23 protein-coding genes and 1 tRNA gene are annotated in these 23,119 nt (G+C 69.3%); 13 read left to right on the top strand and 11 right to left on the bottom strand.

The features are described from left to right. The first annotated feature begins 494 nt into the window (after positions 1 to 494). Complete coding sequence (locus AB0B58_RS23450) at positions 495 to 1,862, top strand: hypothetical protein (RefSeq protein WP_360227173.1); 1,368 nt, start codon at positions 495 to 497, stop codon at positions 1,860 to 1,862. A 212-nt stretch (positions 1,863 to 2,074) separates the two neighbouring features. Here AB0B58_RS23450 and AB0B58_RS23445 read toward each other — a convergent pair whose 3' ends face one another. Further along, on the bottom strand, positions 2,075 to 2,491 hold the full coding sequence (locus tag AB0B58_RS23445) for a site-specific integrase (protein WP_360227170.1): 417 nt from the start codon (positions 2,489 to 2,491) through the stop codon (positions 2,075 to 2,077). Between AB0B58_RS23445 and AB0B58_RS23440 the strand changes: the two genes are divergently transcribed. Further along, positions 2,490 to 2,648 carry a hypothetical protein gene (locus AB0B58_RS23440; protein WP_360227168.1) on the top strand — a complete coding sequence of 53 codons (159 nt, stop codon included), beginning with the start codon at positions 2,490 to 2,492 and terminating at the stop codon, positions 2,646 to 2,648. The two genes, AB0B58_RS23445 and AB0B58_RS23440, sit on opposite strands and share 2 nt — an antisense overlap. 275 nt (positions 2,649 to 2,923) lie before the next feature. Here AB0B58_RS23440 and AB0B58_RS23435 read toward each other — a convergent pair whose 3' ends face one another. Then, positions 2,924 to 3,952 carry an alpha/beta hydrolase gene (locus tag AB0B58_RS23435; protein WP_360227165.1) on the bottom strand — a complete coding sequence of 343 codons (1,029 nt, stop codon included), beginning with the start codon at positions 3,950 to 3,952 and terminating at the stop codon, positions 2,924 to 2,926. A 345-nt stretch (positions 3,953 to 4,297) separates the two neighbouring features. Between AB0B58_RS23435 and AB0B58_RS23430 the strand changes: the two genes are divergently transcribed. Beyond that, complete coding sequence (locus AB0B58_RS23430; protein ID WP_360227161.1) at positions 4,298 to 5,014, top strand: TNT domain-containing protein; 717 nt, start codon at positions 4,298 to 4,300, stop codon at positions 5,012 to 5,014. Between the two features lie 4 nt (positions 5,015 to 5,018). After that, the gene (locus AB0B58_RS23425) at positions 5,019 to 5,264 is read left to right on the top strand and encodes a hypothetical protein (protein ID WP_360227158.1); all 246 of its coding nucleotides are present in this window, start codon (positions 5,019 to 5,021) and stop codon (positions 5,262 to 5,264) included. 394 nt (positions 5,265 to 5,658) lie between these two features. On the opposite strand, the gene AB0B58_RS23420 is transcribed toward AB0B58_RS23425, so the two are convergent. Both AB0B58_RS23420 and AB0B58_RS23415 read right to left on the bottom strand, forming a co-directional pair. Further along, positions 5,659 to 6,021 (bottom strand): hypothetical protein, encoded by a 363-nt coding sequence (locus AB0B58_RS23420; RefSeq protein WP_360227155.1) that lies wholly within the window; start codon positions 6,019 to 6,021, stop codon positions 5,659 to 5,661. After that, positions 5,994 to 6,374: a hypothetical protein gene (locus AB0B58_RS23415; protein WP_360227152.1), complete on the bottom strand. Its 381-nt coding sequence runs from the start codon at positions 6,372 to 6,374 to the stop codon at positions 5,994 to 5,996. Before AB0B58_RS23415 ends, AB0B58_RS23420 begins: the two co-directional genes overlap by 28 nt. A 360-nt stretch (positions 6,375 to 6,734) precedes the next feature. Here AB0B58_RS23415 and AB0B58_RS23410 point away from each other — a divergent pair, with 360 nt between their 5' ends. Next, complete coding sequence (locus AB0B58_RS23410; protein WP_360227149.1) at positions 6,735 to 6,863, top strand: hypothetical protein; 129 nt, start codon at positions 6,735 to 6,737, stop codon at positions 6,861 to 6,863. A gap of 13 nt (positions 6,864 to 6,876) precedes the next feature. Next, a complete protein-coding gene (locus AB0B58_RS23405) occupies positions 6,877 to 7,542 on the top strand; it encodes a response regulator transcription factor (RefSeq protein WP_360227146.1) in 666 nt (221 codons plus the stop codon). A 156-nt stretch (positions 7,543 to 7,698) separates the two neighbouring features. Here the strand turns inward: AB0B58_RS23405 and AB0B58_RS23400 are convergent, their stop codons facing one another. Then, on the bottom strand, positions 7,699 to 8,907 hold the full coding sequence (locus AB0B58_RS23400) for a monooxygenase (protein ID WP_360227143.1): 1,209 nt from the start codon (positions 8,905 to 8,907) through the stop codon (positions 7,699 to 7,701). Positions 8,908 to 9,060: 153 nt separating this feature from the next. On the opposite strand from AB0B58_RS23400, the gene AB0B58_RS23395 reads away from it, so the two are divergent. Both AB0B58_RS23395 and AB0B58_RS23390 read left to right on the top strand, forming a co-directional pair. Then, on the top strand, positions 9,061 to 9,348 hold the full coding sequence (locus AB0B58_RS23395) for a hypothetical protein (RefSeq protein ID WP_360227140.1): 288 nt from the start codon (positions 9,061 to 9,063) through the stop codon (positions 9,346 to 9,348). Positions 9,349 to 9,505: 157 nt separating this feature from the next. Next, complete coding sequence (locus AB0B58_RS23390; protein WP_360227342.1) at positions 9,506 to 11,578, top strand: MMPL family transporter; 2,073 nt, start codon at positions 9,506 to 9,508, stop codon at positions 11,576 to 11,578. A gap of 107 nt (positions 11,579 to 11,685) precedes the next feature. On the opposite strand, the gene AB0B58_RS23385 is transcribed toward AB0B58_RS23390, so the two are convergent. The 3 genes from AB0B58_RS23385 to AB0B58_RS23375 form a co-directional block, all read right to left on the bottom strand. Next, the gene (locus tag AB0B58_RS23385) at positions 11,686 to 13,137 is read right to left on the bottom strand and encodes a HAMP domain-containing sensor histidine kinase (RefSeq protein WP_360227137.1); all 1,452 of its coding nucleotides are present in this window, start codon (positions 13,135 to 13,137) and stop codon (positions 11,686 to 11,688) included. After that, a complete protein-coding gene (locus AB0B58_RS23380; protein WP_360227134.1) occupies positions 13,134 to 13,826 on the bottom strand; it encodes a response regulator transcription factor in 693 nt (230 codons plus the stop codon). The genes AB0B58_RS23385 and AB0B58_RS23380 overlap by 4 nt, the downstream gene beginning before the upstream one ends. 1,041 nt (positions 13,827 to 14,867) lie before the next feature. After that, positions 14,868 to 14,993 (bottom strand): hypothetical protein, encoded by a 126-nt coding sequence (locus tag AB0B58_RS23375; protein ID WP_360227131.1) that lies wholly within the window; start codon positions 14,991 to 14,993, stop codon positions 14,868 to 14,870. Between AB0B58_RS23375 and AB0B58_RS23370 the strand changes: the two genes are divergently transcribed. From AB0B58_RS23370 to AB0B58_RS23350, 5 genes are all read left to right on the top strand, one after another. Further along, entirely contained in the window at positions 14,992 to 15,240 is a 249-nt protein-coding gene (locus AB0B58_RS23370; RefSeq protein ID WP_360227128.1) for a transposase, read from the top strand. The two genes, AB0B58_RS23375 and AB0B58_RS23370, sit on opposite strands and share 2 nt — an antisense overlap. A 98-nt stretch (positions 15,241 to 15,338) precedes the next feature. Then, on the top strand, positions 15,339 to 16,070 hold the full coding sequence (locus tag AB0B58_RS23365; protein ID WP_360227125.1) for a tyrosine-protein phosphatase: 732 nt from the start codon (positions 15,339 to 15,341) through the stop codon (positions 16,068 to 16,070). Positions 16,071 to 16,863: 793 nt separating this feature from the next. Then, positions 16,864 to 17,211 (top strand): molybdopterin oxidoreductase, encoded by a 348-nt coding sequence (locus tag AB0B58_RS23360; RefSeq protein ID WP_360227122.1) that lies wholly within the window; start codon positions 16,864 to 16,866, stop codon positions 17,209 to 17,211. A gap of 1 nt (position 17,212) precedes the next feature. Next, complete coding sequence (gene nirB / locus AB0B58_RS23355) at positions 17,213 to 19,696, top strand: nitrite reductase large subunit NirB (protein ID WP_360227119.1); 2,484 nt, start codon at positions 17,213 to 17,215, stop codon at positions 19,694 to 19,696. Positions 19,697 to 19,962: 266 nt separating this feature from the next. Continuing rightward, positions 19,963 to 20,035 (top strand) — tRNA-Glu (locus tag AB0B58_RS23350). A gap of 221 nt (positions 20,036 to 20,256) precedes the next feature. On the opposite strand, the gene AB0B58_RS23345 is transcribed toward AB0B58_RS23350, so the two are convergent. The 3 genes from AB0B58_RS23345 to AB0B58_RS23335 all read right to left on the bottom strand — a co-directional run bounded on the left by AB0B58_RS23345 (position 20,257) and on the right by AB0B58_RS23335 (position 23,075). After that, entirely contained in the window at positions 20,257 to 21,468 is a 1,212-nt protein-coding gene (locus tag AB0B58_RS23345; RefSeq protein WP_360227116.1) for a serine/threonine-protein kinase, read from the bottom strand. A 166-nt stretch (positions 21,469 to 21,634) separates the two neighbouring features. Further along, a complete protein-coding gene (locus tag AB0B58_RS23340; RefSeq protein WP_360227113.1) occupies positions 21,635 to 22,390 on the bottom strand; it encodes a hypothetical protein in 756 nt (251 codons plus the stop codon). 43 nt (positions 22,391 to 22,433) lie between these two features. Beyond that, the gene (locus tag AB0B58_RS23335; RefSeq protein ID WP_360227110.1) at positions 22,434 to 23,075 is read right to left on the bottom strand and encodes an SDR family oxidoreductase; all 642 of its coding nucleotides are present in this window, start codon (positions 23,073 to 23,075) and stop codon (positions 22,434 to 22,436) included. Between the last annotated feature and the right edge of the window lie 44 nt (positions 23,076 to 23,119).

Below are 23,119 nucleotides of genomic sequence, written 5' to 3'. Positions count from 1 at the left end.
GCGAGACGGGCACGCTGCTGATGCCGATCATCGGCTCGGGCATCCAGCCGACCGGAGGAGGCCCCGATCACCACGCAGGGCAGCATCCCGCCGTGTCCGTGCGCGATCGGGGCACTCGAGAGCAAAGCCAAGGTTTCCTGACTGCTCCACCACCGGCGTGGCCGCTGCGAGGCAGGGGCCCACGCCAGTGGTGGACCTTTTGATCGTTCCCAGCCGAGGGCTGCTCGGTCGCCCGGCTCGGTATGACTAACCGCCCCTGCCGAATGCATGATCCGGGGGTGTTGTCGCCGGGCCGGGTGGCGCCGGGAGACCGCCGATAAGGGACCGGGCCACCCCTCGGGGTAGGTCTCTTCGTAACGTGGCCGCCGACTGTCCGACGCTCTGACAAGCGGCCGAGCCACGGACGCAGCGGGAAGGGCAAGGCGTGCACGACGAGTTGTCGTCGGCTGCTACGGGCGCCCGCAAGATCATTATCTACGGAAGATGGACGAAGGATGGATTTGATGAAAATAAATGTATTGTCGCGGTCGGCGAGGACACTCGCCGCGAGCGCGATGGCCGCCAGCCTGCTGGTGGCCGGTGCCCCCGCCGCTGCGCAGGCAGCCAGCCTGGCGGATCTACCGACATACATTCTGGCGAGCGTGCAAACTGGCGGCGGCAAGGCGTCGTCCTGTGCGGGCATTCTGTGCGGCGTGCATTTCTTCGACCCGTCAGTGAGTGACGACGGACGCTTCACGGTCTTCTCCTCCAACGCCGACGATCTGGTGCCCGGAGACACGAACCACAGCATGGACGTGTTCCTCCGCGACAGTGTCGAGGACGTGACGACCAGGATCAGCGTTTCCAGCACAGGGCAGGAAGGCTCGGGAGATTCGAGCTGGAGCAATCGCCCGTCGATGAGTGCGGACGGCAGATACATAGCCTTCATGTCAGGCGCCGTGGGGCTGGTGCCGGAAGATACCAACAACGCGGCGGATGTCTTCCTGCGGGACGCGGTCTCAGGAGTGACCACTCGGGTGAGCCTCACCGGCGACGGTGAGCAGATCCCTCAAGGTGTTCGGCAAGGAAAACTCAGCTCCGACGGCCGTTTCGTCGTGTTCGAAACCGTCGGGAGACTGGCGGCGAGCGACACCGACGATGAGGCGGACGTCTACCTCCGCGAACTCGCAACCGGACGTACGGTGCGAGTCAGCGAGTCGTACGATGGGCAGCCACTTCGCCTCCCGGTGTCCAGACCTCGGGAGTTCAAGAGCCTGGCGGTCACATCCGGTGGGCGCCATGTCGTGTTCAGTTCCGAAGTCGAAAACCTGGTTCCCGGAGATACCAACGACGGCGAAGACGTGTTCGTGTGCGATGTGGCGGCCGGTACCACCGTGCGCGCTTCGGTGACCGATTCCGGAGAGGAGATTGCCGGCTATTCGGACATGCCGTCAATGAGCGCAAACGGCCGCTACGTGGCGTTCCTCGGGAGAAGAGACAACATCGTGCCGGGCGTCAAGGGGCGGGAGATCTACGTTCGTGACTTGGTGGAGAAGACGACGACGCTAGCAAGCGTTAGGGGCATTGAGCCCATGCGCGGCGCTTATGTCGGCGTCAATATCAGTCCGGATGGCCGCTATCTCGCACTCACGGCCGCCGTGAAAAACAGCAACCAATTCGATATCTACATCCGTGACCTGCGTGACCGGATCACTCGCGTAGCGAGCGTGTCGCACAACGGCGGCGCCCTCACCGGAGACAGTTCATCCGCCAAGTTCAGTGCGAACAGCCGTCACCTCGCCTTCAGGTCGAAGGCACCTTATCTGCTCGAAGGCGACGGCAGCGGCGGCGAGCAGGTCTACGTCCGTTTGAACGTCAGCTGAGCTGACGTTTCACCTGACGGCCCGCTCGCGCCGTCATCATCGGACGAAAAGCCGTATCCGGTCCGCGGATGACCCCGACCCGCGGACCCACGGTCGGGTAGCCCGAGGGAGTGTGGTGCGGCCGGCCCATGTGGGTCGGCCGCACGCCGATGTCTCGCCTCGGGCCGGCTCCCGACGCGAGGCGCCGCCGAGCCGCAGAGGGCCTTGATCCTTCAGACGTTCTCGCCGATGCCGAGCTGGGTCTGCAGTTCCTGCGCCCGCTCCGCGGCGGCGCTGGCACCGTAGTGCCGTGGCATCTCGTCCGACGACCAGCCGAGCAGCAGCATCAGGTCGCCGGTGTTGCCGCCGGCCTTGTGCCATTCGTGGGCGAAGTTGTGCCGCCATCGGTGCGCGTGGACATGTCCCACTCCGGCCCGGTGGCCGCGGCGTTTGAGCATCAGCTTGATCCCGTTCGGCGTCAGCGCGACTTTCCCTCGTTCGGCCATCCACAGTTGCGGGATCTCGTCGGCGTACCGTTTCTTGGCGCGAGCCCGCATGTAGCGGCTCATCGCCCGGGCGGTCTTCGCACCGAACCGCACCCTGCGGTCCTTGGCGCCTTTGCCGTGCAGGTGCACCGATTGGGTGTTCATGTCGACGTCGGTCAGCAACAGGTTGCCGATTGCGGCGCGCGGCGTGGATGACCTGGATGACACGCTGACGACGCCGAGCCCAGTCTTCCCGGCGCCCGTCGATCATCCGGTTGCCGGTCATGCGCTGCGCTCGGGCCAGACGTCGGGCAAGGGCTGACGAGATCGCGGCAGACCGAGACCGACGATGCGTTTCCGTCGTACGCGGCGTGCACCGCCACTACGACGGAGGCACCCCGCCTTCGTCGCCCGCCACCAGCCGTAGAAACACTCATCCGCTCGACCACACCCAGCGAAGACGCCACGGCTGAGCCCCTCTGCCGCGGCGTCTTCGCGTATCAGGGAAACGGAGAGCCCAACCATGCATGGTGTTGACCCGTCCGCACCCCCGGCGGTGCCGCTGTCAGCCGCTGATCAACGACGCAGCGAGCATAGTCATTCGTCTACGTCTTTCGCGGGGTGCGTCGCGGGATCGCTACACGCCTTGTGGGGACTATCCGCCGTGGGCGTACTTGTTGAATACTTCGCGTCCTCGAGCGTGGAGCTGGACCGTTTCGAGGTATCCGCGGACTGGGTCTGTAGCAGGTGGCGCCAGCGGCGGGCATCCCAGCGCTTCGGTTGGGTTCCCTCGACGAAGTCGGTCACCGCACGGACGAATTCCTCGGGCGCCTCCCGGTGCGGGAAGTGCCCGATGCCGGGCAGAACCACCGACTGCGCCCCGGGCATCAGCTCGGCGGCGGCCTTGGCGTGCTCGACTGGGAGGACGTGGTCCTGGTCGCCCCAGACGACCAGCGCCGGCAGACCCTGCGCCAGGTAGGCGCGGTCCCGCATGGTGATCAGCTGTCCCTGCCAATCCGCGACGTGCCGCAACACATGCAGGAACGCAGACCGAGCGGCTGGGTCACGCAGCCCCGTGTGCACGGTGTACGCCTCGTTCAGGTCGGCCGCGAGCGCGGCCGGCGCGACCAGCCCGGCGGCCGCGCGCAGCGCACCGAGGGCCAGGCGAGACGGCGGCAGGTGGCTGAGCCCCAGCGCGACCGAAGCGCCCGGTAGGGTCAGCGCGCGAAAAGCCACGCTCACCTGCGAGCCGAGGCCACCACCCGCGACCACAACCAGCCGGTCGGTCCGCTCCGGGAACTGGTAGGCGAACTGCATCGCCACGCCGCCGCCGAAGCTGTGACCGACCACGGTCACCCGGTCGATGTCGAGCGCGCCGAGCAGATCCCGCAGACCGTTGGCATACCCGCCGATGCTGTAGTCTGCCCGCGGCTTCGCCGACCGGCCATGTCCGAGCAGGTCGGGCGCGATCACCGTGTACCGCTCGGCGAACGCAGGCGCGACGGTGTCCCAGGTGACGCAGTCGGATCCAATGCCGTGCACGAGCAGCAGGACGGTCGGGCCGTTACCCAGCAACCGGAAGGCGCGAGCGTGCCCGTGCAGCTTGACCATCCGCTGCTCATCCATCCGCGCAGCATAGATAACCGACGTTTCGCCGCAGTAACCATCTCCTCGTCAGCCGGCCGCGTTCGGGCCGCCGCGAACGGCATCCGTCGACGATGAATCGGCTATAGATGCTCTTGGCATTGTTCGCCATGACACACACGGCAACCCGGCGCGCCGCCGACGGTCTCGGTCCTTGGATCTTGTGAAGCGGCCAGCGAGCCCACGGCCGGATTCGTGCTGGCTCCGTGAGGACCTGGGTTCTACTCAGCCGCCGGCGGCCCAAATGTTCCCCGGAGTCTCGTTCTCGCGGATGAACCAGGCGCGATGTCATCAAAGTGCTGGGCCGGGGACTGTAGACCTTCGATCATGAATAAGTTGATAGCTGCTCGCCTGCGCAGACTCTCCTCTGCTGCCCTGGTCGGATTGGTGCTGTGGGTCGGCGCTCCCGCGTCCGCCTTGGCCGCATCACACGCCACGACCACCGTCACCAAGTCGCCGTGCCGACCCGGCACGCCGGCCACCGCTCCGGCCACCACCTCCTACTACGACGCGGCACGCACATGGCTCGGCCCCGATCCGCTGCCGTCCACTCAGCCGGTGGGCCCGTTGCTGGCCGGTTACCGGCGATTCGGCGCGATGGCCGAGACGCAATTTGTGAGCAAGTACCGGTCGGCGGACGATTGGATCTTCCCGCCGAACGACGGCTTCCTCACTGTGGGCGGCAAACCGGTGCGGTCCGCCCGGTCGCTGCCCCCGGGCGGACGGATCGACCGCTTCAGCTACCCCGGCGGCGGGTATCTCGCCCCCGCGTACACGCCGTTCGCCAAGCGTGCCTTGCCTCCGCAATATCTCAACACGCCGGCCGGGACGCCGCAGAGCAATTACCACGTGTACTGCGTGCTGAAGGCATTCACCGTGGACAGCGGGCCGATCGCGCCGTGGTTCGAGCAGCCCGGCCGGGGCCTGCAGTACAAGCTCGAGTCGCGCTATCTTCCCGAGGCGGGCACCGCGCTCAGCGTGACCTGGCTGCTGAAGAACGAATTTCTGGTCGAGGAACTCCCCTCGGCGAACCGGTTAGGCTAGCGGCGTGGACCGACACAGCCTGCGGACGGCTCTGCTCGCCGCCGGCCTGCCGCCGGAGTCCTTTCAGCTCGCCGGTGTGCACGAGGCGACGGACCGGCCGACCGACTTCTGGTTTATGCGGCCCGCCCCCGCCGGCGGATGGGAGCTCGGCAGTTACGAACGCGGCCGGTTCGAGGTCCGGGAAACTCATGCGACCGAATCGGCGGCGGCCCGCCGGCTCTACGAGATCCTGGTACCGCCGGTCGGCTGACGACTGGCTCGGCCGGTCTCCGGTGGGAGGCCGGCCGAGTCCGCTCAACCCGTCAGCGGCCGTCGCTGTCGCGTTGGACGGGCGCGTCCGCCGCTACCGGCGTAGCGGACCCGCGGTTCGGCTGGAGCGCTCGGCGGCGGCATCGCCTATGCGAGTGACGCCTCCGGGGGAGATCTTGGTGCCGGATGGGCTACGCAGCTGAGACCTGCGCATCGCCAATCTGCAAGCCCGACCGGGCATTCCTGGGGGAAGGGGCGGTTGGCGCAGTTCGCGGACGCCCCACCCGCCCGCGCGGTTCATCAGCCTCGCGGGCCGCGGTCGCTTCTCGCCGAGTCGGGTCACCCCCACGGTGCAGGCATTCCCGCCTGCCCGGCGGGCGGCTTGCGAGCGAATGTCAGGACGTCTCTGGCGTGGCGCCGGCATGCGGCGAGGCGCCGGGATCGTCACGGAAGGACAGCCCGGCCGCGTCCATCGCCGTTCGCAGGTGGCGAAGGGCGTAAGGCCCGACTCCATGTAGCGCCAGCACGTCGCTCTCACTGAGTCTGGCCACCTGTTCGAGCCGGACGACGCCGTGCGCGGTGAGCGCACGTGTCGCGGCAGCGCCGAGGTGTGGCAGCGGGATGCCCGGCTCCGGTACCGACCGACCCCGGGCCGACCGGGGATGACCCTCGTGGTCCAGGACGGCGGCGCCACGCGCCGACAGCCGGTACCCGATGTCGAGCGATTCGGTCAGGCCGCGCTCCTTGAGCTTGCGCACGTTCTGTTTGAACGACGGGGTGTCTCGCCCCATCCGTTGTGCAGGTCGGGTGCCCGGGTGGCCGGCAGTTCGTCGATCAGCAGGAGCGTCGCCCGGGTCCACGGCCCGGTCGGCGAGGCACGGTCGAGCCGGTCGAGCCACGCGACGATCGCGTCGATCTCCGCAGCGTCGGGTACCGCCTCCCGCAGCGCGTGCCGCGGGTCGACGCCCGCGTACCGTAGCCCGATCCGATACACCGGCCGGTCGCAATGAAGGCGGTCCAGCCCGTGGCGGAGCGCCGAACCACTGCGGCCAAATGCCGCCGACGAAGCCGCCCCACCTACAAGCGAACGCTCGTCGGCCGCGACGAACACGAATGAGGAACCTGGTTGCTGCCCTACGTAAGTGGGGGGTTTTCGGGGGGAGGCTCCAATACCATAGATAAACGTCAACGCCCTGACCATCATTACCGCTGGTCAGGCGCTGATTCTGTCGGACTGACAGGATTTGAACCTGCGACCCCTTGACCCTGGCGGGCCACGTAAGCGTGACGACCTGCCGCCCGGCTCGACCGGAGCCGGGATGTAGCGATCGCCGATCGGGGTGCCGCCCGCACAGTCCTCCTGCCAGATCCACATCGTCGAGCGCGACAGCGGCCCGCTCGCCGGCGGACAGGCGCCGACGGCCAACCGGCCTGAGCGCCGTTTCTAACGGTCGCTTCAGGTTCGCTCGGTATGAATATGGGCATCGCCGGCGACGCGGGTCTCGGCCTCGCCGGCATGGCCGAACGCGCCGCGCTCTACGGCGGCACGGTCAGCGCCCGGCCCCCATCGACGGCGACTGGACCGTCCATCCGAGCCTGAAGGGCAGCCATTTATGATCTCTGTGCTCGTGGTGGACGCCCAGCCGCTGCAGCGCTTCGGGTTTCGCATGCTGCTGGAGAGCACCCCCGACACCGAGATCGTCGGCGAGGCCGAGAACGGCGCCGAGGCCGTTCGGCGGATCACCGAGCTGCGTCCCGACGTGGTGCTGATGGACATCCGCATGCCGGGCGTCGACGGGATCGAGGCCACCCGGCGCATCGTCGCAGCCGGCGGGCGTTCGCGGATCCTGGTGCTGACGACGTTCGACCTCGAACGGTACGCGTTCGCCGCGCTGCGGGCCGGGGCGGACGGTTTCCTGCTCAAGGACATTCGCCCGGAGGAGTTGCTCGCCGGCATCCGGGCCGTCGCCGCCGGGGACGCGGTGATCGCACCGGCGCTGACGCGGCGGCTGCTCGACGCGTTCGCCGACCGGCTCGACGATGACCTCTGCGGGCCCGTGCGGGAGGATCCCCGGCTGAGCTTCCTGACCGACCGTGAGCGCGAGGTCCTCGTCGCCATCGGCCATGGCCTCACCAACGGCGAGATCGCGCAACGGTTCACGCTGTCGGAGTCGACGGTGAAGACCCACGTCGGGCGGGTCCTCGCCAAGATCGGCGCACGGGACCGGATCCAGGCCGTCATCCTCGCCTATGACCTGAGACTCGCCCGGCCGGTTTAGCACCTCATCCTGCGCGTCCGTCGAGGGCGCGACCGTAGTTCCCAGCCGCCCCGGGCCTATCCGCTGCCGGGTCCGCCTGCACGTGTCGACGTGTGTGAGCTCGAAGCCGTTTGCGGCTCGTTGACCTCAGTGAGCTCACACACGTTCGACGCTTCCTCAGGACTTGCGGAGGGAGACCGTCATGATGCCCGTACACATCTCGTCGCTGGTGCCGTCGCCCCACACCACGTAGCGGGGCGGCAGCTTCTTCAGCTGCGGCAGCTGATTGCGCAGCCCTGCGTCGTGCGTACACGTCACCCGCAGCGTGTCCCCCGGACCGACCTCCACCGGCGACGGCAGCTTCACCAGCCGCTGGTTGTCGAAGTCGAACTGCGGCACGTCCAGGACGACCTTGGCCTTCGGCGTGCCCGGGTGGAGTTCGACCTTCAAGGCCCGCCCGAGCATGTGCATGTGGCCGAAACCGGCGAACAGCGTCATCGGCGCCTCCACCTCGTGGTCGCAGGTCTGGGTGTTACCGGGCTTCGGCACGCCCCGGCCGCATTCCTCCACCTGACGGTCCGCCATTTCGCCGACGTCCGGCCCGAACCGCTTCGTCACGTCCGCGATCGAGGCCGCCCGGTCACAGAGCGGACCCGACTCGTCGGCGGCGCAGGGCAGGTCGGTCGGCGCGTCGACCGACCACGTTTCGAGTTCCCGGGTCTGCGGCGTGCCGTCCGTCAGCCGCAGCCGCACCGCCGAGCGGTCCGACCCGGTCGGCTTGCCGTCGGTCGCGAGCAGGTTGTAGTGGATCTGGAGGACGAGCAGGCTGCCCGGCTCCAGCTTGTAGCCGGCGTCCTGGTCGAGCAGCGTCTCCGTGGCGCCCGGCGCCCAGGTGTCCACCCACGCCGCGTCCCCCTCTTCGACCTCGGCGCCGGCCACGCCGGTCCCGCCGAAACACTGCCAGCCGAGACCAGGGGTCTTCGCATCCTGCTTGCGCACCGCGGCAGCGCCGCCCGGCGGCACCGCGTACACGATGGCATGGTGCGCGATGGGGACGTTCTCCGGTGCGAATTGGGTCCCGGTCAGGAACGCCGTCTTGGTCAGGCCCGGATCGATCACCTGGCACCGGTACTCGTCCGAGCCGCCGCCCTCCGGCGGCGCGGGCGTGTAGGCCTCGGCCATCCTCAGGTCGACGAACCGCTCGCCGGCGCGCAGCGGCTTTGGTGGAGCTGACGACCCGCCCGCGTGCGCGCGGTGCGGGCCGGACGCGGCGGGCGCCGCACCGTTGTCGGCGTCCGACCCGCAGGCGGCGACGACAGCGAACGCCGTCACCAGCGCCGTGGTGCCCGCCCCGAATTTCCACAGTGGGCTATCAGGTTTCGTCATGGCTCGAAAGCTAGGCCCGATTCCATCCCGTTTCGTCGTACTGCGGTCGTCATTCTCGTGAGAGGGGCGGTACCGCGGTCCTACTCTCCGGAGCGCCGTTCGACACCCGCACGAGAATCATGGACGGGAGCCAACCCAGGCCCAGATCGCCCGATGCGACCCGACCCGGACGTTGTTACCGCGGTGACCCGATCGGCGGACCTACTGCGGAAGGGTCGTGGTCTCCTACTCGACATCGTCGACCGCGCGGAGGTCCGCGACGCTGCGGCCGCGTGGACCGGACGGGTCGACACCGTCACCGCCCGCACGGACCGGGTGGACGTCGACGCGTTGCTCATCCGGCCCGACGGCTGTGTCGCCCAGGACTTGCCCACCGGGCAGGACCTCGACGCCACCACGCTGGTGCGTGCGCTGGGCACCTGGTTCGGTCACCCGGGCTGAGCGCCGTTTTAACGGTCGTCTCAGATTCGCTCGGTACGAAGTCGGCCTCAGATGAGCGACGTAACGCGAATGCAGGAGGCTATTGATGGCAGTCAACGCAGCGCCGTCCAGGGAAGCGCCGCCCGGTCGGCTGGCAGGCCGGTGGGTGCCGTGGTTGGTGATCGGCTTGTGGGTGGCGCTGGCGGCGGTCATGGTGCCGTTGAGCGGAAAGTTGAGTTCGGTCACCACCGACAGAGCCGTGGACACCCTGCCGGCCAGTGCCGAGTCGACCAAGGTGGCGGTGCTGGAGGACAGTCTCCCGGGCGGTGAGGACAACACGTTCGTCTTCGTGTACCACCGCGCCGGCGGCATGACCGACGCCGACCGCGCGACGGTCGAGCGCCACTACGACACCCTTACCAAGCGGTACCCGCCGAAGGCGGCGGCCGGCGAGGACGACGAGGGCCCATCGACGAGACTCTCCACCGACGGCAAGGCGATGATGTTCACCCTCGACGTGAGCACGACCTATGGCGGACCGGAGGCCATCGTCGGCCCGTTGCGTGTCGCCGCGAAGGACCGGCCCGCCGGCCTGCAACTCGACGTGACCGGTCCGGCCGCGGTCGACGGCGACATGGACGCCGTCTTCGACGGCATCGACCTGCAGGTCTTCCTCACCACCGTCGTCGTCGTCACGGTCCTGCTCATCCTCACCTACCGCAGCCCGGTGTTGTGGTTCATCCCGCTCGTGGTCGTCGGCGCGGCGGCACTGACCGCGATGGCAACCGTCTACCTGCTCGTCAAGGGCTTCGGCATCGTGGTCAACGACCAGAACTCGGCGCTGCTGACGATCCTGGTGTTCGGCGTCGGCACGGACTACGCGCTGTTGCTCATCGCTCGATATCGGGAAACACTGCACCACCACGAGAACGTCCGGGTCGCGATGGTGCACGCGCTACGCGGCGCGGCGCCGGCCATCGTCGCGTCCGCGGCCACCGTGGTCGCCGGCCTGCTCTGCCTGCTGGCCGCGGACCTGAACAGCACCAGCGGATTGGGCCCGATCGGTGCAGCCGGCATCCTGTGCGCGCTGGTGGCCATGCTGACGCTGTTCCCGGCGGTGCTCGTGGTGCTCGGCAGGCGGATCTTCTGGCCGGCCATCCCGCGGTTCAGTACGGCCGTGGAGAAGAAGCCGGGGCTGTGGGGACGGCTTGGCACCACTATCAGCCGCCGCCGGTGGGTGGCGACGCTCGGCTCGTTCGGAATCCTCGGCGTGCTCGCCGTCGGGCTGGCGGGCAACACCGGCGCCCTGCGGGTGCAGGACCAGTTCCTGTCCGCGCCGGAATCGGTCACCGGCTTCACCGTTCTCCGCCAGCACTTCCCGGAGCTCGGCGGCCAGCCGATGACGGTCTTCACGCGGCCGGCGTACCAGGAGCGGGTACTCGACATCGTCAAGGGCACTCACGGCGTGGCCGTGGCCATCCCGGGTCAGACCAGCGGTGGCTGGGCCGATATCTCCGTGTTCCCGACGGACGCGCCGGACACCGTCGCGGAGTACGACACGATCAAGCGGGTACGCACCGCCGTGCACGCGGTGAGCGGGGCGGAGGCGATCGTCGGCGGGCCGAGCGCGGAGAACCTCGACACCGAGGTGACCACCAGCCGCGACGAGAAGTTGGTGATCCCGCTGGTGCTCGCCGTCGTCCTGATCGTCCTCGGGTTGCTGCTGCGCGCGATCGTGGCCCCGCTGGTCCTGATGGCCACCGTGATCGTCTCATTCGCCGCAGCCTTCGGCGGCAGCGTGTTCATCTTCGACACGATCCTCGGGTTCAAGGGCATCGACTATTCGGTGCCACTGCTGGCATTCCTGTTCCTGGTGGCGCTCGGCGTCGACTACAACATCTTCCTGGCCAGTCGGGCCCGTGAGGAGACCGTGCGTCTCGGCACCAGCGAGGGCATGCTCAAAGCCCTCTCGGCCACCGGTGGCGTCATCACCTCGGCAGGCCTGGTCCTGGCGGCCACGTTCGCGGTCCTCACCACACTTCCGCTGGTGATGCTGATCGAGGTCGGGTTCCTGGTCGCCTTCGGCGTGCTGCTCGACGCCCTGCTGGTGCGGTCGGTCCTGGTGCCCGCCCTCACCCTGCTGATCGGTCGGCGGATCTGGTGGCCGGGTCGGCTGTCCCGGCCGACGGCGGAGCCGCCGAACGGGCCACAGCCGCTCGCCGACGAAGAGGAGCTCGCGCTGCAACGGTGAGCGCGGCGGCACGGATGCGATCCGGGACGGGGACCTGGGCCCGTCCCGGATCTTTCATGGGCCAGGCGGTCGCCGCCCTTGTACCTGCGCCGTGCGGCCGAGGTGGGTCAGCGCACCGCGGTGTCTCCCTCGGCGGTGAGCCGCGCGATCGGGGCGGTCGGGGCCGCCGCCGGAAGGACGACCCGAAGCAGTGCGCCACAGCGTGCGGAGCGGGCGACGGTGGCCCGGCCACCGTGGGCGTAGACGACCCGCTGCACGATCGACAGCCCAAGACCGGATCCCGGCAACGCCCGGGCGCTGTCCGCACGGTAGAACCGGTCGAACACCCGCGGTACGTCGGCGGCGTCGATGCCCGGCCCGGCGTCGTCGACCTCGAGCACCGCCGACTCGCCCTCCGCACGGAGCCGGACCTGGACCGGCTGGTCCGCGGGGGACCACTTGCCGGCGTTGTCGATGAGGTTGAGGACCGCTCGCTGGAGCGCAGCGGGACGCCCGCTCACCCACACGGAGGTCACGTCGAGCGCGACCTCGAGGTCGGGCACCCGGGAACGCGCCTGGGTCGCGGCGGCCACCACCACGTCGGCGAGGTCGAGCAGCTCGGTGCTCTCGTCGCTTGCGTCACCGCGCGCCAGGTCGGTCAGCTCGGCGGCAAGGGTGCTCAACTCGGCCACCTGGGCGCCGAGATCGTTGAGCAGCCGGGTCCGGCTCTCCGCCGAGAGGGCAGTGTCGAGGGTGCCGCGCCGGTCGAGCCGGACCAACAGCTCGATGTTTAGGCGCAGGCTGGTGAGGGGGGTCTTGAGTTCGTGGGCGGCGTCCTCGGCGAGCAGCCGCTGGGCCCGCCGGGAGTCCCGGAGCGCGGCGAGCATGTCGTTGATCGCCTGGATCAGCCGCCGGATCTCCCCACCGCCCTCATCCGGGATGTCGGCGTCGAGATCCTGGGTGTTCGCGACACGTACCGCGGCGGCGGTCAGCCGGTCGATCGGTGCCAGCCCGGTCCGCGCCACGGTCCGCCCGACAAGGGCGCCGCCGACCACGCAGAGCAGCCCGATCAGCAGCATGCCCAACCCGAACCGGTTGATCGGGCTGTCGTCGGCGACGCGGGCCACCTGTACCGCGCCGTCGCCCGCCCGCAGCGTGTAGATGCGGTAGCCGTCTTCGTCGCTGTCCTTCGACTCCATCAGGTCGGCTGACGCGCCCCGCGCCACGCGCCCGGCGTGCTCGCTGACCGGGGGCAGCTCGGGTTGGCCGGCCGGCGTCCGGGTCGAGCCGTCGGGCAGGATGACCCGCACCAGCCGACCGGATCCCGGATACGGCGGTAGCTGAACCTGCGCCAGACCGGCGCGCTCCGCGCTCGTCGCCAGGACGCGGGAGTCGGCGCGTAGCTGATTCTCGGCGGTGTCCTGCAGCTCCCAGTCCAGTAGCTCGCTGGCCACCTGGAAGGCCACGAACACGCTGACCGCGATGGCCGTCGCCGCGATCACCGTCATCCTGGTCCGCAGGGACCGCCGGCGCCACCATCGGGTCAGCCGGCGCGGTTCCCGGCGGGCGTGCCTGCTCACGGAGGAGTCTCCCGCAACGTGTATCCCAGGCCGCGCAGCGTGTAGATCAATCGCGGCTCACCCTCGGCCTCCATCTTGCGGCGCAGGTAGCTCACGTATACCTGGAGGTTGTTGGCGGTGGTGCTCATGTCGAAGCCCCATATCGCCTCGAACAGCGCGTCGCGGGTCAAGACCCGAGTCGCGTTGCGCACGAGAACCTGCAGGAGGGAGAACTCGGTCCGGGTCAGGCGCAGCGGCCGCCCGCCACGCCACGCCTCGAACCTGTCGGGATCGAGCCGGACATCGGCGAACGACAGGATCTGCGACTCCTCGTCGACCGGCGTGCGCCGGCGCAGCAGGGCTCGCACCCGGGCCAGCAACTCCTCGGTGGCGAACGGCTTCGGCAGGTAGTCGTCGGCGCCCGCGTCCAGCCCCGCGACCCGGTCGGAGACCTGATCACGGGCGGTCAGCATCAGCACCGGCAGATCCCGACCCGCGGCCCGCAACCGTCGGCAGGTCTCCAACCCGCCGAGGCGGGGCATCATCACGTCGAGGATCAGCAGATCCAGCGTGTCACCGCCCGCCCCACCGACCCCCTCGAGCACGGCGAGACCGTTGGCGACGGTACTGGTGTCGTAACCCTCGACCTGGAGCACCCGCTCCAGCGAATCACGGATGGCCGCGTCATCATCCGCGATCAGGATCCGCACGCCGGTCCGCCCCCTTCCAGTCAATGCTTTTGCCGCTCATTCTCCCCGGTCAACCTGAAGCCAGGATTAGAGCCGTCGCCTCTGTGGTGCCGGTGGGCCGTGCTCTTATGGGTGTGACAAGGCGCGCCAGTTGAGCAAGGTTCGGCCGTACTCGTTGACCGGATGACCATGGGCACGAGCATGTCCCACGCCTTCGCGCTGCCAAGTCACACAGCGTGATAGCGGGGTGCGAGTAGCTCATGACCTTGCCGCTGGGGCGCGGAAACGAACCGCCGCAATGGTCACAGATGGCCCCTGAACTGGGAAAACGCGGTTCATATTCTGCCACGAAGGCCCACCGGGTTCGAGCCCGCCCGCTATCTGCGATACGGGCTGGCTCGAATCGGATTGTGGCAGCGGGAACCGTGTGAACGGCTTCGTGATCGGCGTCGGTGCTCGACCGGACAGCCGTAACAGCGCCTCTACGCTGAGCAGGCTGAGCAGGCTGAGCCGCTCTGCCAACTCCCCCATGAACCTCCCCGGCAGTCGCCGATGCCCAACGGCAACCGGGCCGGCGGGGTGGCCCCGGCGTCCCGCGCGGTTACACCGACAGCCCCTGACACGCCAGTTTCCGGACGAGACGCCCAGCTGAACATCTCAGTCGCTGACGCGAGCACAGTGTCCACTTCATCGGGGCGATGCGGGCACTGAAAGACGGCGACGTCAGCGGAGGCTCGCAAAGCAGACCGCCTGCCTCAGGAAACCAACGCGAGCAACACGCTGCGCGCAGGTTGGGAAAGAACCGCGGGCGGCTCGCCTTCACCGGCGCGGAGGGCATGCACTCCTGCAGTAGAAGTCATCGAACCAATATGCACTCCTTGGCGCGACAAATTGTCGAGACGCAGGATCAACGTATGGCGGGTAATCGTTCCACCAGAACCACCAGAATTCGCACCGGCGGCGGCTCGCGCGTGCAACCGTGGGTACCCGAGGTCGGCGGACCGATCGACCCGGACAACGAAGCCCACGACCTGGTCATGTCCGTGTTCGGCGGGATGAGCATTAGGCGAGCGGCGCAGCTTCGGCGAACGTGACTACATCAGCCTGATCGACGCCGCGCACCAGCAACTCGACGGCCCCGATCATCCTTGTTTGGGACAATCTGAACACCCACATCAGCGCCGCCATGCGTCAGAAGATCGACGCCCGGGACTGGCTGCACGTCATCCGGCTACCGGCCTACGCCCCGGACCTCAACCCGACCGAAGGCGTGTGGTCCCACCTGAAACGCAGCATCGGCAACCTCGCCGTGACCGGCGTCGACCACCTGCAAGCCATCATCAAGAACCGGCTCAAGGCCATCCAGTACCGCACCGACCTCATCGACGGCTTCCTCACCCACACCGGACTCACCCTCGAAACCGACACAACCTGACTATTCAAGGTCTGTAGTTGCGCACTTGCCGCATAAGCGCCCGTGGCTTGAACCTCAGTCGTTAGGCGCAGCTTGATCGTGTTCGCCAGGATGGCGGCATGGTGGATCACAGGGACCTGGAGTGGGACGGCTGTCTGAATGTTCGCGATCTCGGGGATTTGCGGACGGCAGACGGCGGACGGACCCGACTCGGAGCGGTGGTACGTAGCGATCATCCGCGATACCTGACGCCTTCGGGATGGGCGACGCTGTGGGACTACGGCATCCGCACCGTCGTGACACTGGAGACCGACAACATCCCCGCGGAGAAGGCTGCGGAAGCCAACACCAGCATCGACGTGCGAGATCACCACCCTGGACTGGCCCAGGTCCGCATTGGTATCGAGGACGGCGCCGACGCTGAATTCATGGCGGGGTGGGCTGACAACGGCCTGTGGGGCACGCCGTTGTATTACGCCGACGCGCTGGCACGCTGGCCGGACCGGCACGCCAAGGTGGTGGCGGCAGTCGCGCACGCCGCCCCCGGTGGGGTGCTGGTGCACTGCGGGCGCGGCTGCGACCGAACCGGTATCGCTTCTCTGGTTCTGTTGGCCCTCGCCGGGGTGGCCCCCGCCGATATCGCCGCCGACTACGCGCGCAGCGCCCCACGGCTTGCCTCGCGCGAGCCGGAATACCAGCAGTGGCTCTCTGCCACCCTGGCCGAGCACGGCACCTCGGTCACGCAGGCCATCGCCACGGTCGTCTCCTCTTTCGACGTAGCTGCCTACCTCCGCCGCGGTGGTCTGACGAACGACGACATCAGGCTGGCACGAAGCCGCCTCGTCGGCTGAGCTCCGCCCGAATTGGCCAACAGGATCGCTGAAGCTTCCGAAGCCTGCGGGTGACCTGGATGCCTTCATGTCGACGACGTTCGTCGACGCACTGCGTGACTGCCTCAAGTCGGGTGGCTGGGCGGCGAAGGAGAACAAGCGCGAGGAGGGTGGCACCTTTCTGGTCGGTGTGAAGGGTCAGCTGTTCGCGGTCTACGACGACTATCAGGTCGCCAAGGCTGCCGACGGATTCGCCGCCGTGGGGTGCGGCGACCAGATCGCTCTCGGCGCGCTGTTCGCCGCTGACGGGGGCCCGTGTCTCGCCGCGGCGCCGTGTGCTCGGCGCTCTCGCGGCCGCCGAACGTTTCAGCGCCGGCGTCAGAGGCCCCTTCGTCTGCCTCGAGATCTCCGGAAATTGAAGGCGGGAGACGGCGGCCGTCGAGGTGAGTCGAGCGGGTGGGCGGCGCGGAGGACGAGGACGCGGGTGTCCCGGTCCCGCGTTGCCGAATGTGGCGCCTTGACCAGGTGTGTGACGCCGAGGCTAGCCGGCGGAAACGAACCGAGTGCCGGGCGTAAACCCCGGCGAAACAGGTGCGGGCGAGCATTACCGGTGTGAGCCGCCCCGACTCCACCGCGACGCGGCCGGGCTCGGAGAAGAGGCCGACGTTGGCCATTCCTCCAACCCGACCGAGGCGGCTGTGCGCCGCGGCCCGGGGCTGGCCGGCGCCGTTCCAGGAGGCGGTGACGGACTCCTGTAGACGGGCGTCGACGATGCGTCGCACCCCTCACTCGCCCCCGACGAAGGAGATCTCTGATGCGGTCGGCACCCCGGTTTCTGCAGGGCATCTACAAATTCGAGGGTAAGGGGTTGGAGCAGCCGTTTCTGCTGGACGTCCTGCTCACATACACGGTCCCGGACGCGACGGTGACTCAGCCGGTGTACTTCCGGGCCGGGAACGCCTCGCACGAGCTGATCTGCGTGATCCTCATGCGGGACGGCTCGCCGATGCGATACTTCCCGATCGCCGCGAAGGGTGATGTCCACGTACCGCTGCGGGTGGTCGAGGACCTGGAGCCGGGGACGGCGATCGAGTTGCACGTGGCCGCCCCGGTCGGGGTCGCCGGCGCCGTGGTCGTCGACCTCGGCCTCGTCGAGGTCTGAGATGGCGAAGAAGCTGGTGGTGATCGGCAACGGGATGGCCGGCGCCCGGACCGTCGAGGAGATCCTGGACCGCGGCGGCGGCGACCTGTTCGACATCACGATGTTCGGTGCCGAGCCGTACGGGAACTACAACCGAATCCTGCTGTCCAACGTGCTCAGCGGCGCCGAGGACGAGTCCGGGATCTTCCTGAACGACATGGACTGGTACGCCGCGAACCGCATCGACCTGCACGCCGGCGTACCGGTGACCCGCATCGACCGGTTCGCCCGGACGGTGGTCGACGAGCTCGGCCGGACCACTCCCTACGACAAGCTGATCATCGCCACCGGCAGCGACGCGTTCGTGCCGAGAATCGCCGGCCTGCACCGGCCCGGCCGGGGGTACCACCAGGGCGTCTTCACCTTCCGAACGATCGACGACACCCGGGGCATGATCCGGTACGCCCGGGAGCACCAGCGCGCGGTCGTGATCGGCGGCGGCCTGCTCGGCCTGGAGGCGGCCCGGGGCCTGCAGTCGCACCTGCCCCACGTCACGCTGGTCCACTCGGCCGGCCACCTGATGAACGCGCAGCTCGACCCGCAGGCCGGAGCGGTCCTGCGCCGATCCGTCGAGGCGCTCGGCATCGAGGTCGTCACCGGCGCCCGCACCACCGAGATCCTCGGCAAGGACGCGGTCGACGGCGTCAAGCTCGCCGACGGCCGGACCATCCCGTGTGACGTCGTGGTGGTGGCGGCCGGCATCCGGCCGAACGCGGCGCTGGCCGAACGCAGCGGCCTGGAGGTGGAGCGCGGCATCGTCGTCGACGACCAGCTGCGCTGCACGGACGAGCCGGACATCTACGCGGTCGGCGAGTGCGCTCAACACCGCGGCGAGACGTACGGGCTGGTCGCCCCGCTTTGGGAGCAGGCGCGGGTGCTGGCCGACCACCTCACCGGCGCGAACTCGGAAGCCGCCTATCACGGCTCGCGCACCGCCACGAAGCTCAAGGTCGCCGGCGTGGACGTGGCCGCGATGGGCCTCAAGGAACCGGACCGGGACGACGACGAGACCGTTGTGTTCGCCGAACGCCGTCGCGGCGTGTACCAGAGCGTGATCATCCGAGATGGGCGGCTGGTCGGCGCGACGCTGCTCGGCGACGTCAGCAAGGCCGGCTATCTCGTCCAGGCGTTCGATCGCGGCTCCCCGCTGCCGGAGGAACGGATCAGGCTGCTCTTCGACCTCGGCGCGCCGGACGCCGAGACCACGACGGCGGAGCTGGCCGACTTGGCGCAGGTCTGCAACTGCAACGGCGTCACCAAGCGGGACATCGTCGACGTCGTACAGGCCGGCGTGCGGACCGTCGGTGGTGTCGCGGATGCCACCCGGGCCGGCAAGGGCTGCGGCTCGTGTCGGACGCTGGTCGCGCAGATCGTCGAGTGGGCGGCCGGCGGCGAGGTCGAGGAGGACGAGTCCGCCTCGTGGTACGTGCCTGGCATCCCGCTGGCGAAGCCCGAGCTGATGACCACGATCCGGAACATGGAGCTGAAGTCGGTCTCCGCCGTCTTCGCCGCGCTCGCTCCCGCCGGCGCCGAGGACGCCCGATCGAAGATGGGCCTCGCTTCGCTGCTACGGATGATGTGGGCCGACGAGTACGTCGACGAGCGTGACGCCCGGTTCATCAACGACCGGGTGCACGCGAACATCCAGCGGGACGGCACGTTCTCGGTGGTCCCGCAGATGAAGGGCGGCGTGACCAGCCCGCACCAGCTGCGCCGGATCGCGGACGTCGCCGAGAAGTACCGCATCCCCATGGTCAAGCTCACCGGAGGCCAGCGGATCGACCTGCTCGGCGTACGGAAGGAGGACCTGCCCGCGGTCTGGGCCGACCTCGACATGCCCAGCGGGCACGCCTACGGCAAGTCGTTCCGGACCGTGAAGACCTGCGTCGGCTCAGACTTCTGCCGCTTCGGGGTCGGCGACTCCACCGCGCTGGGCATCGCGATCGAGCGCCGGTTCCAGGGCCTGGAGAGCCCGGCGAAGCTCAAGCTCGCGGTGACCGGGTGCCCGCGGAACTGCGCCGAGGCGTACGTGAAGGATCTCGGCGTCGTCGCCATCGACGGCGGCCGCTGGGAGATCTACGTCGGCGGGGCGGCCGGTGCACACGTACGCAAGGGCGACCTGCTCGCCACGGTGGACACCTCCGACGAGGTGATCCGGCTGACCGGGCGGTTCCTGCAGTACTACCGCGAACACGCGAACTGGCTGGAACGTACGTACGGGTTCGTGCCGCGGATCGGCATCGAGCGGCTGAGGGAGGTGATCGTCGATGACGTGGACGGGCTCGGCGACGGGCTCGATGAACGGATGCGGGCGTCGATCGCCGCCTATCGAGACCCGTGGCAAGAGGGTGCCTCGCTGGCCACACCCGGGCAGTTCCGCACGTCGCTGCCGCTGATCCCGCTGCCCAGCGTGCCGGCGACCACGCCAGGCATCCCCGCGCCCTGACCCCTTTGCCGAGTTCCAGCGGGCGCGGACGTCTTTAGTTGTCGGTGCGAAGGCGTCCGCCGGTAAATCGGTTGGCCCGCGGACAACCCGCCCCTACTGTTCTTCTCACCGGCGGGACATCCAACCTACCGGCACGACGACCCCGCGGGAGGCTGGAGATGCGACGAGAGACCAGGCCCGTCCGGCCGGAACGGCAGCGATAGCACGGCAGCGAGCCGCAGCGAACGCGCCGCCTTCCCGCTTCCGGGAGGCGGCATTTTTCATGAGGGCTGTTGGAGTAGCGGTTAACTCGCCTGACTCTCGATCAGGAGATCACGGGTTCGAATCCCGTACGGCCTACGACCCATTCTGTGGAATGGTTCATGCCCCCGTAGCTCAGTAGGACAGAGCGGCCGAACTCAAGCGGTGTCACGGCGGGAGAGTTGCGGATGCACCGGGACCGGGCCGGTGGTGTAGCAGACCACGGGACAGGGAACCTCAGCCCCGGCAGGGAAACGCGTTGCCTCACCGTCGACTAGTGCCTAGACGAGCCCTCTCCTACGGCCGACGGGGCCGCTCGGTCACTTCTTATGGGCCTTCTTCGGCCGCTGGGCCTTGGCCGCCTTTGCCGGGCCGGCCGGGGCCGGCTTCGCCTTCCGCGGCGGCTCGGCCGCTGCCTTCTGCGGCTTGCCCGCCGCCGGAGCGGGCCCTCGCACGGACACCGGCCGTACGGCGCGCGAGGACGAGGACGGGCTCGGCGCCGGCGCGCTGGTGGTCACGCGAGCGGAGGGCTCCGCGACCGTCTCAGCCGTGACCGGCTTCGCTGGAGGGTCACCGGCCCACCAGGCGCCACCGGCGATCAGCGCCGCGGCGGCCACGCCAGCGGCGATCAGCAGCGTCCGGTGGCGCGGCCGGCGGGTCACCGAGGGCAGCGCCACCGTCGGGGCGGTCACGCTGCGTAGCAGGGCGAAGGACGGCAGGCCGGCGACCTCCCCGAGCACCTCCGATACCTCGATCGCACTGGGCCGGTCGGCGGGTCGTTTCGCCAGACAGCGCGACACGAGCCGGGCGACCACGGGCGGGAGACCGGGGATCGCCGGCAACGCCGCCGGTTTCGCGTACACGTGCGCTTTGACCATCTGGGTGACGGTCGACGCTTCCCACGGCATCTGCCCGGCCAGCGCCAGATACATCAGCAGGCCGAGGGCGTACACGTCGGTCGCCGGCTGGACCGGGCCACCCTCGATACGCTCCGGCGCGAGATAGGCCGGGGTGCCCAGGAGCTGGCCGTCGGCGCCGTCCAGCGCGCCGATCGCAGCCGAGATACCGAAGTCGACCAGCTTCACCCCCGCGCTGGTCACCATGACGTTCGCGGGTTTGACGTCGCGGTGCACGATGCCGTCGGCGTGAGCCGCGGCCAGGGCAGCAGCGACCTGGGCGCCGACCAGCGTCGCGACTTTCCACGGGAGCCTGCCGCCGGTCAGCATGTCGGCAAGGGTCCGGCCGTCCGCAAGCTCCATCACGACGTACGACAGCGCGCAGCCCGCGTCGGTGAACTCGCCGTAGTCGTATACGGCGACGACATTCGCGTGCCGCAGCCGCGCCGCAGCCCGCGCCTCGTCACGGATCAATCGCCGCTGCTGGGGGTCGCCAGCCAGGCGGGCGGACAGCACCTTGACCGCCACCTCGCGGCCCAGCACGTCATCGTCGGCCCGCCAGACGACCGACATCCCGCCCCGGCCGAGTTGCTCCCGGAGCCGGTAGCGCCCGGCGATCACTTGTCCGCTTTCCACGGACGCATTCGGTGCCCCCGGTCGCCGGGGACGAAACCTATCGCCCCGGCGAGCGCGTTGCCGGGGCAGCCGGGCCAGGGCTCAGGAACCAGCGTCAGCTGACGAGGCGATTCAGCAAGTCAGCGCCACCCGGGACTGGCCCTGCCGCTGCCGCATCGAACCCGGGCTAGTTGACTACTCTTCGTCCGGCTCGGCGACGGCGGTGACGCCATCCACGCCGGCGAACTCGACCTGACACTCGCGCCGCTGATCTCGGCCTGGGGACGCCGTCCAGCCGAGCACCCACCGGCCCGCCCCTGACCTGCCCCGCGCCTACCTGCGGGCACGTCGCGGCGCCGGAGTTCAGCCACCCGGTCGCCCGATCCGGGAGATCGCTGTCGGGCAGCATCGCCAGGCGGCCGCGGTAGGCGCGCAGCGCGGTGCCGGAACTTGCCGTCTTGCCGATGAGCTGCCCGGCGTCGAGCAGCGCGATCAGCTCGCGGAGCACCTCGAGTTCGAAAGTGAGTCGGCGTTCGGTGGCGATCGCGGCTCGTGCGGCTACCGCTTCCCGATTCGCCTGCCGGCCGATCGCGATCGCACGGCCAACGAGGACGAGTGAGGCCACACCGACGAGCAGGCCAGAGGCTACCGCGGGCGCAAGGCCCTCGCCGCCCGCGACCTCGCCGTCGAGGCCGAACAGCAGACCCGGGACCAGGCCGGTCATGACGTCGACGACGCGAACCGGCGCGCCGCCGACGCCGAACACCGCCGCGGGCAGGCCGAAGGCGTCGCCGCCGAACAAGGCCGCGCCCTGCAGGCCGGGACCGACCGGCGCCAAGACGCCGAGCACTACCTGGTCGCCGCGCTCGCGGGCGGCGGATCCACCGCCCGCGACGACCGAGCCGACGATGAGTATCGCGACCGCGCCCGCGGCGGGCACCACCCGCGACGACGCTGACCGCCGCTAGCGCCTGAAACCGGCGCGGCTAGAGACCGGAGAGCGCCTCGGGGATCGGGGTATCGCCGGTGAAGATCTCGAACGTCTTGCCGATCGTGGCCGGCGTCGCCAGCACCGCGGCGAGGACCGCGGCCACGTCGTCGCGGGGTACCGATCCACGGTTGCCCAGCTCGGTTGCGACCCGTACCAGCCCGGTGCCCGGGTCGTCGGTGAGCGAGCCCGGCCGCACGATCGTGAAGTCCAGGCCGCTGGCCCGTACGTAGTCGTCGGCCTCCGCCTTGGCCCGCAGGTACGGGCGCATCGACTCGTCCGCCGCCTCCGGGCGGTCCGCGCCGATCGACGAGACCATCACGTACCGGCGTACCCCCGTCGAGCGGGCCGCGTCGGCCAGCTTGACCGCGCCGCCCAGGTCGACCGTGCGCTTGCGGGCGGGCCCGCTGCCCGGTCCGGCGCCGGCCGCGAACACCACGGCGTCCGCACCCTTCACGTACGCGTCCAGCGTCTCGTCGTTATCGAGATCGCCGATCACCGGGACCGCACCGACCGCGGTGAGGTCGGCGGCCTGGCTGGGCGAGCGGATCAGTCCGCGTGCGGTGTGGCCCTGTTCCGCGAGGAGCCTGAGCAGGCGGAGCGCGATCCGGCCGTGTCCGCCGGCGACAAGAACGTCCATGCTCTAGTTCTACTCGCCGTTCTACCCCGCCGGGGCCGGCACCG

This window comes from Actinoplanes sp. NPDC049118 (genome assembly GCF_040648555.1).
In the GTDB taxonomy this organism is placed as follows: Bacteria; Actinomycetota; Actinomycetes; order Mycobacteriales; family Micromonosporaceae; genus Actinoplanes.
Note: the sequence above shows the minus strand (reverse complement) of the source record. Positions and strands in the feature narration are given on the sequence as shown.

What these genes read in the sequence shown, in the direction of transcription:
- AB0B58_RS23395 (WP_360227140.1), top strand. Translation starts at nt 9,061, where the DNA reads ATGCGACCCGACCCGGACGTTGTTACCGCGGTGACCCGATCGGCGGAC.
- nirB (WP_360227119.1), top strand. Translation starts at nt 17,213, where the DNA reads ATGGCGAAGAAGCTGGTGGTGATCGGCAACGGGATGGCCGGCGCCCGG.
- AB0B58_RS23435 (WP_360227165.1), bottom strand. Translation starts at nt 3,952, where the DNA reads ATGGATGAGCAGCGGATGGTCAAGCTGCACGGGCACGCTCGCGCCTTC.
- AB0B58_RS23370 (WP_360227128.1), top strand. Translation starts at nt 14,992, where the DNA reads ATGCGTCAGAAGATCGACGCCCGGGACTGGCTGCACGTCATCCGGCTA.
- AB0B58_RS23365 (WP_360227125.1), top strand. Translation starts at nt 15,339, where the DNA reads ATGGTGGATCACAGGGACCTGGAGTGGGACGGCTGTCTGAATGTTCGC.
- AB0B58_RS23360 (WP_360227122.1), top strand. Translation starts at nt 16,864, where the DNA reads ATGCGGTCGGCACCCCGGTTTCTGCAGGGCATCTACAAATTCGAGGGT.
- AB0B58_RS23335 (WP_360227110.1), bottom strand. Translation starts at nt 23,075, where the DNA reads ATGGACGTTCTTGTCGCCGGCGGACACGGCCGGATCGCGCTCCGCCTG.
- AB0B58_RS23440 (WP_360227168.1), top strand. Translation starts at nt 2,490, where the DNA reads ATGTCGACGTCGGTCAGCAACAGGTTGCCGATTGCGGCGCGCGGCGTG.
- AB0B58_RS23430 (WP_360227161.1), top strand. Translation starts at nt 4,298, where the DNA reads ATGAATAAGTTGATAGCTGCTCGCCTGCGCAGACTCTCCTCTGCTGCC.
- AB0B58_RS23400 (WP_360227143.1), bottom strand. Translation starts at nt 8,907, where the DNA reads ATGACGAAACCTGATAGCCCACTGTGGAAATTCGGGGCGGGCACCACG.
- AB0B58_RS23410 (WP_360227149.1), top strand. Translation starts at nt 6,735, where the DNA reads ATGAATATGGGCATCGCCGGCGACGCGGGTCTCGGCCTCGCCGGCATG.
- AB0B58_RS23445 (WP_360227170.1), bottom strand. Translation starts at nt 2,491, where the DNA reads ATGAACACCCAATCGGTGCACCTGCACGGCAAAGGCGCCAAGGACCGC.
- AB0B58_RS23405 (WP_360227146.1), top strand. Translation starts at nt 6,877, where the DNA reads ATGATCTCTGTGCTCGTGGTGGACGCCCAGCCGCTGCAGCGCTTCGGG.
- AB0B58_RS23375 (WP_360227131.1), bottom strand. Translation starts at nt 14,993, where the DNA reads ATGGCGGCGCTGATGTGGGTGTTCAGATTGTCCCAAACAAGGATGATC.
- AB0B58_RS23450 (WP_360227173.1), top strand. Translation starts at nt 495, where the DNA reads ATGGATTTGATGAAAATAAATGTATTGTCGCGGTCGGCGAGGACACTC.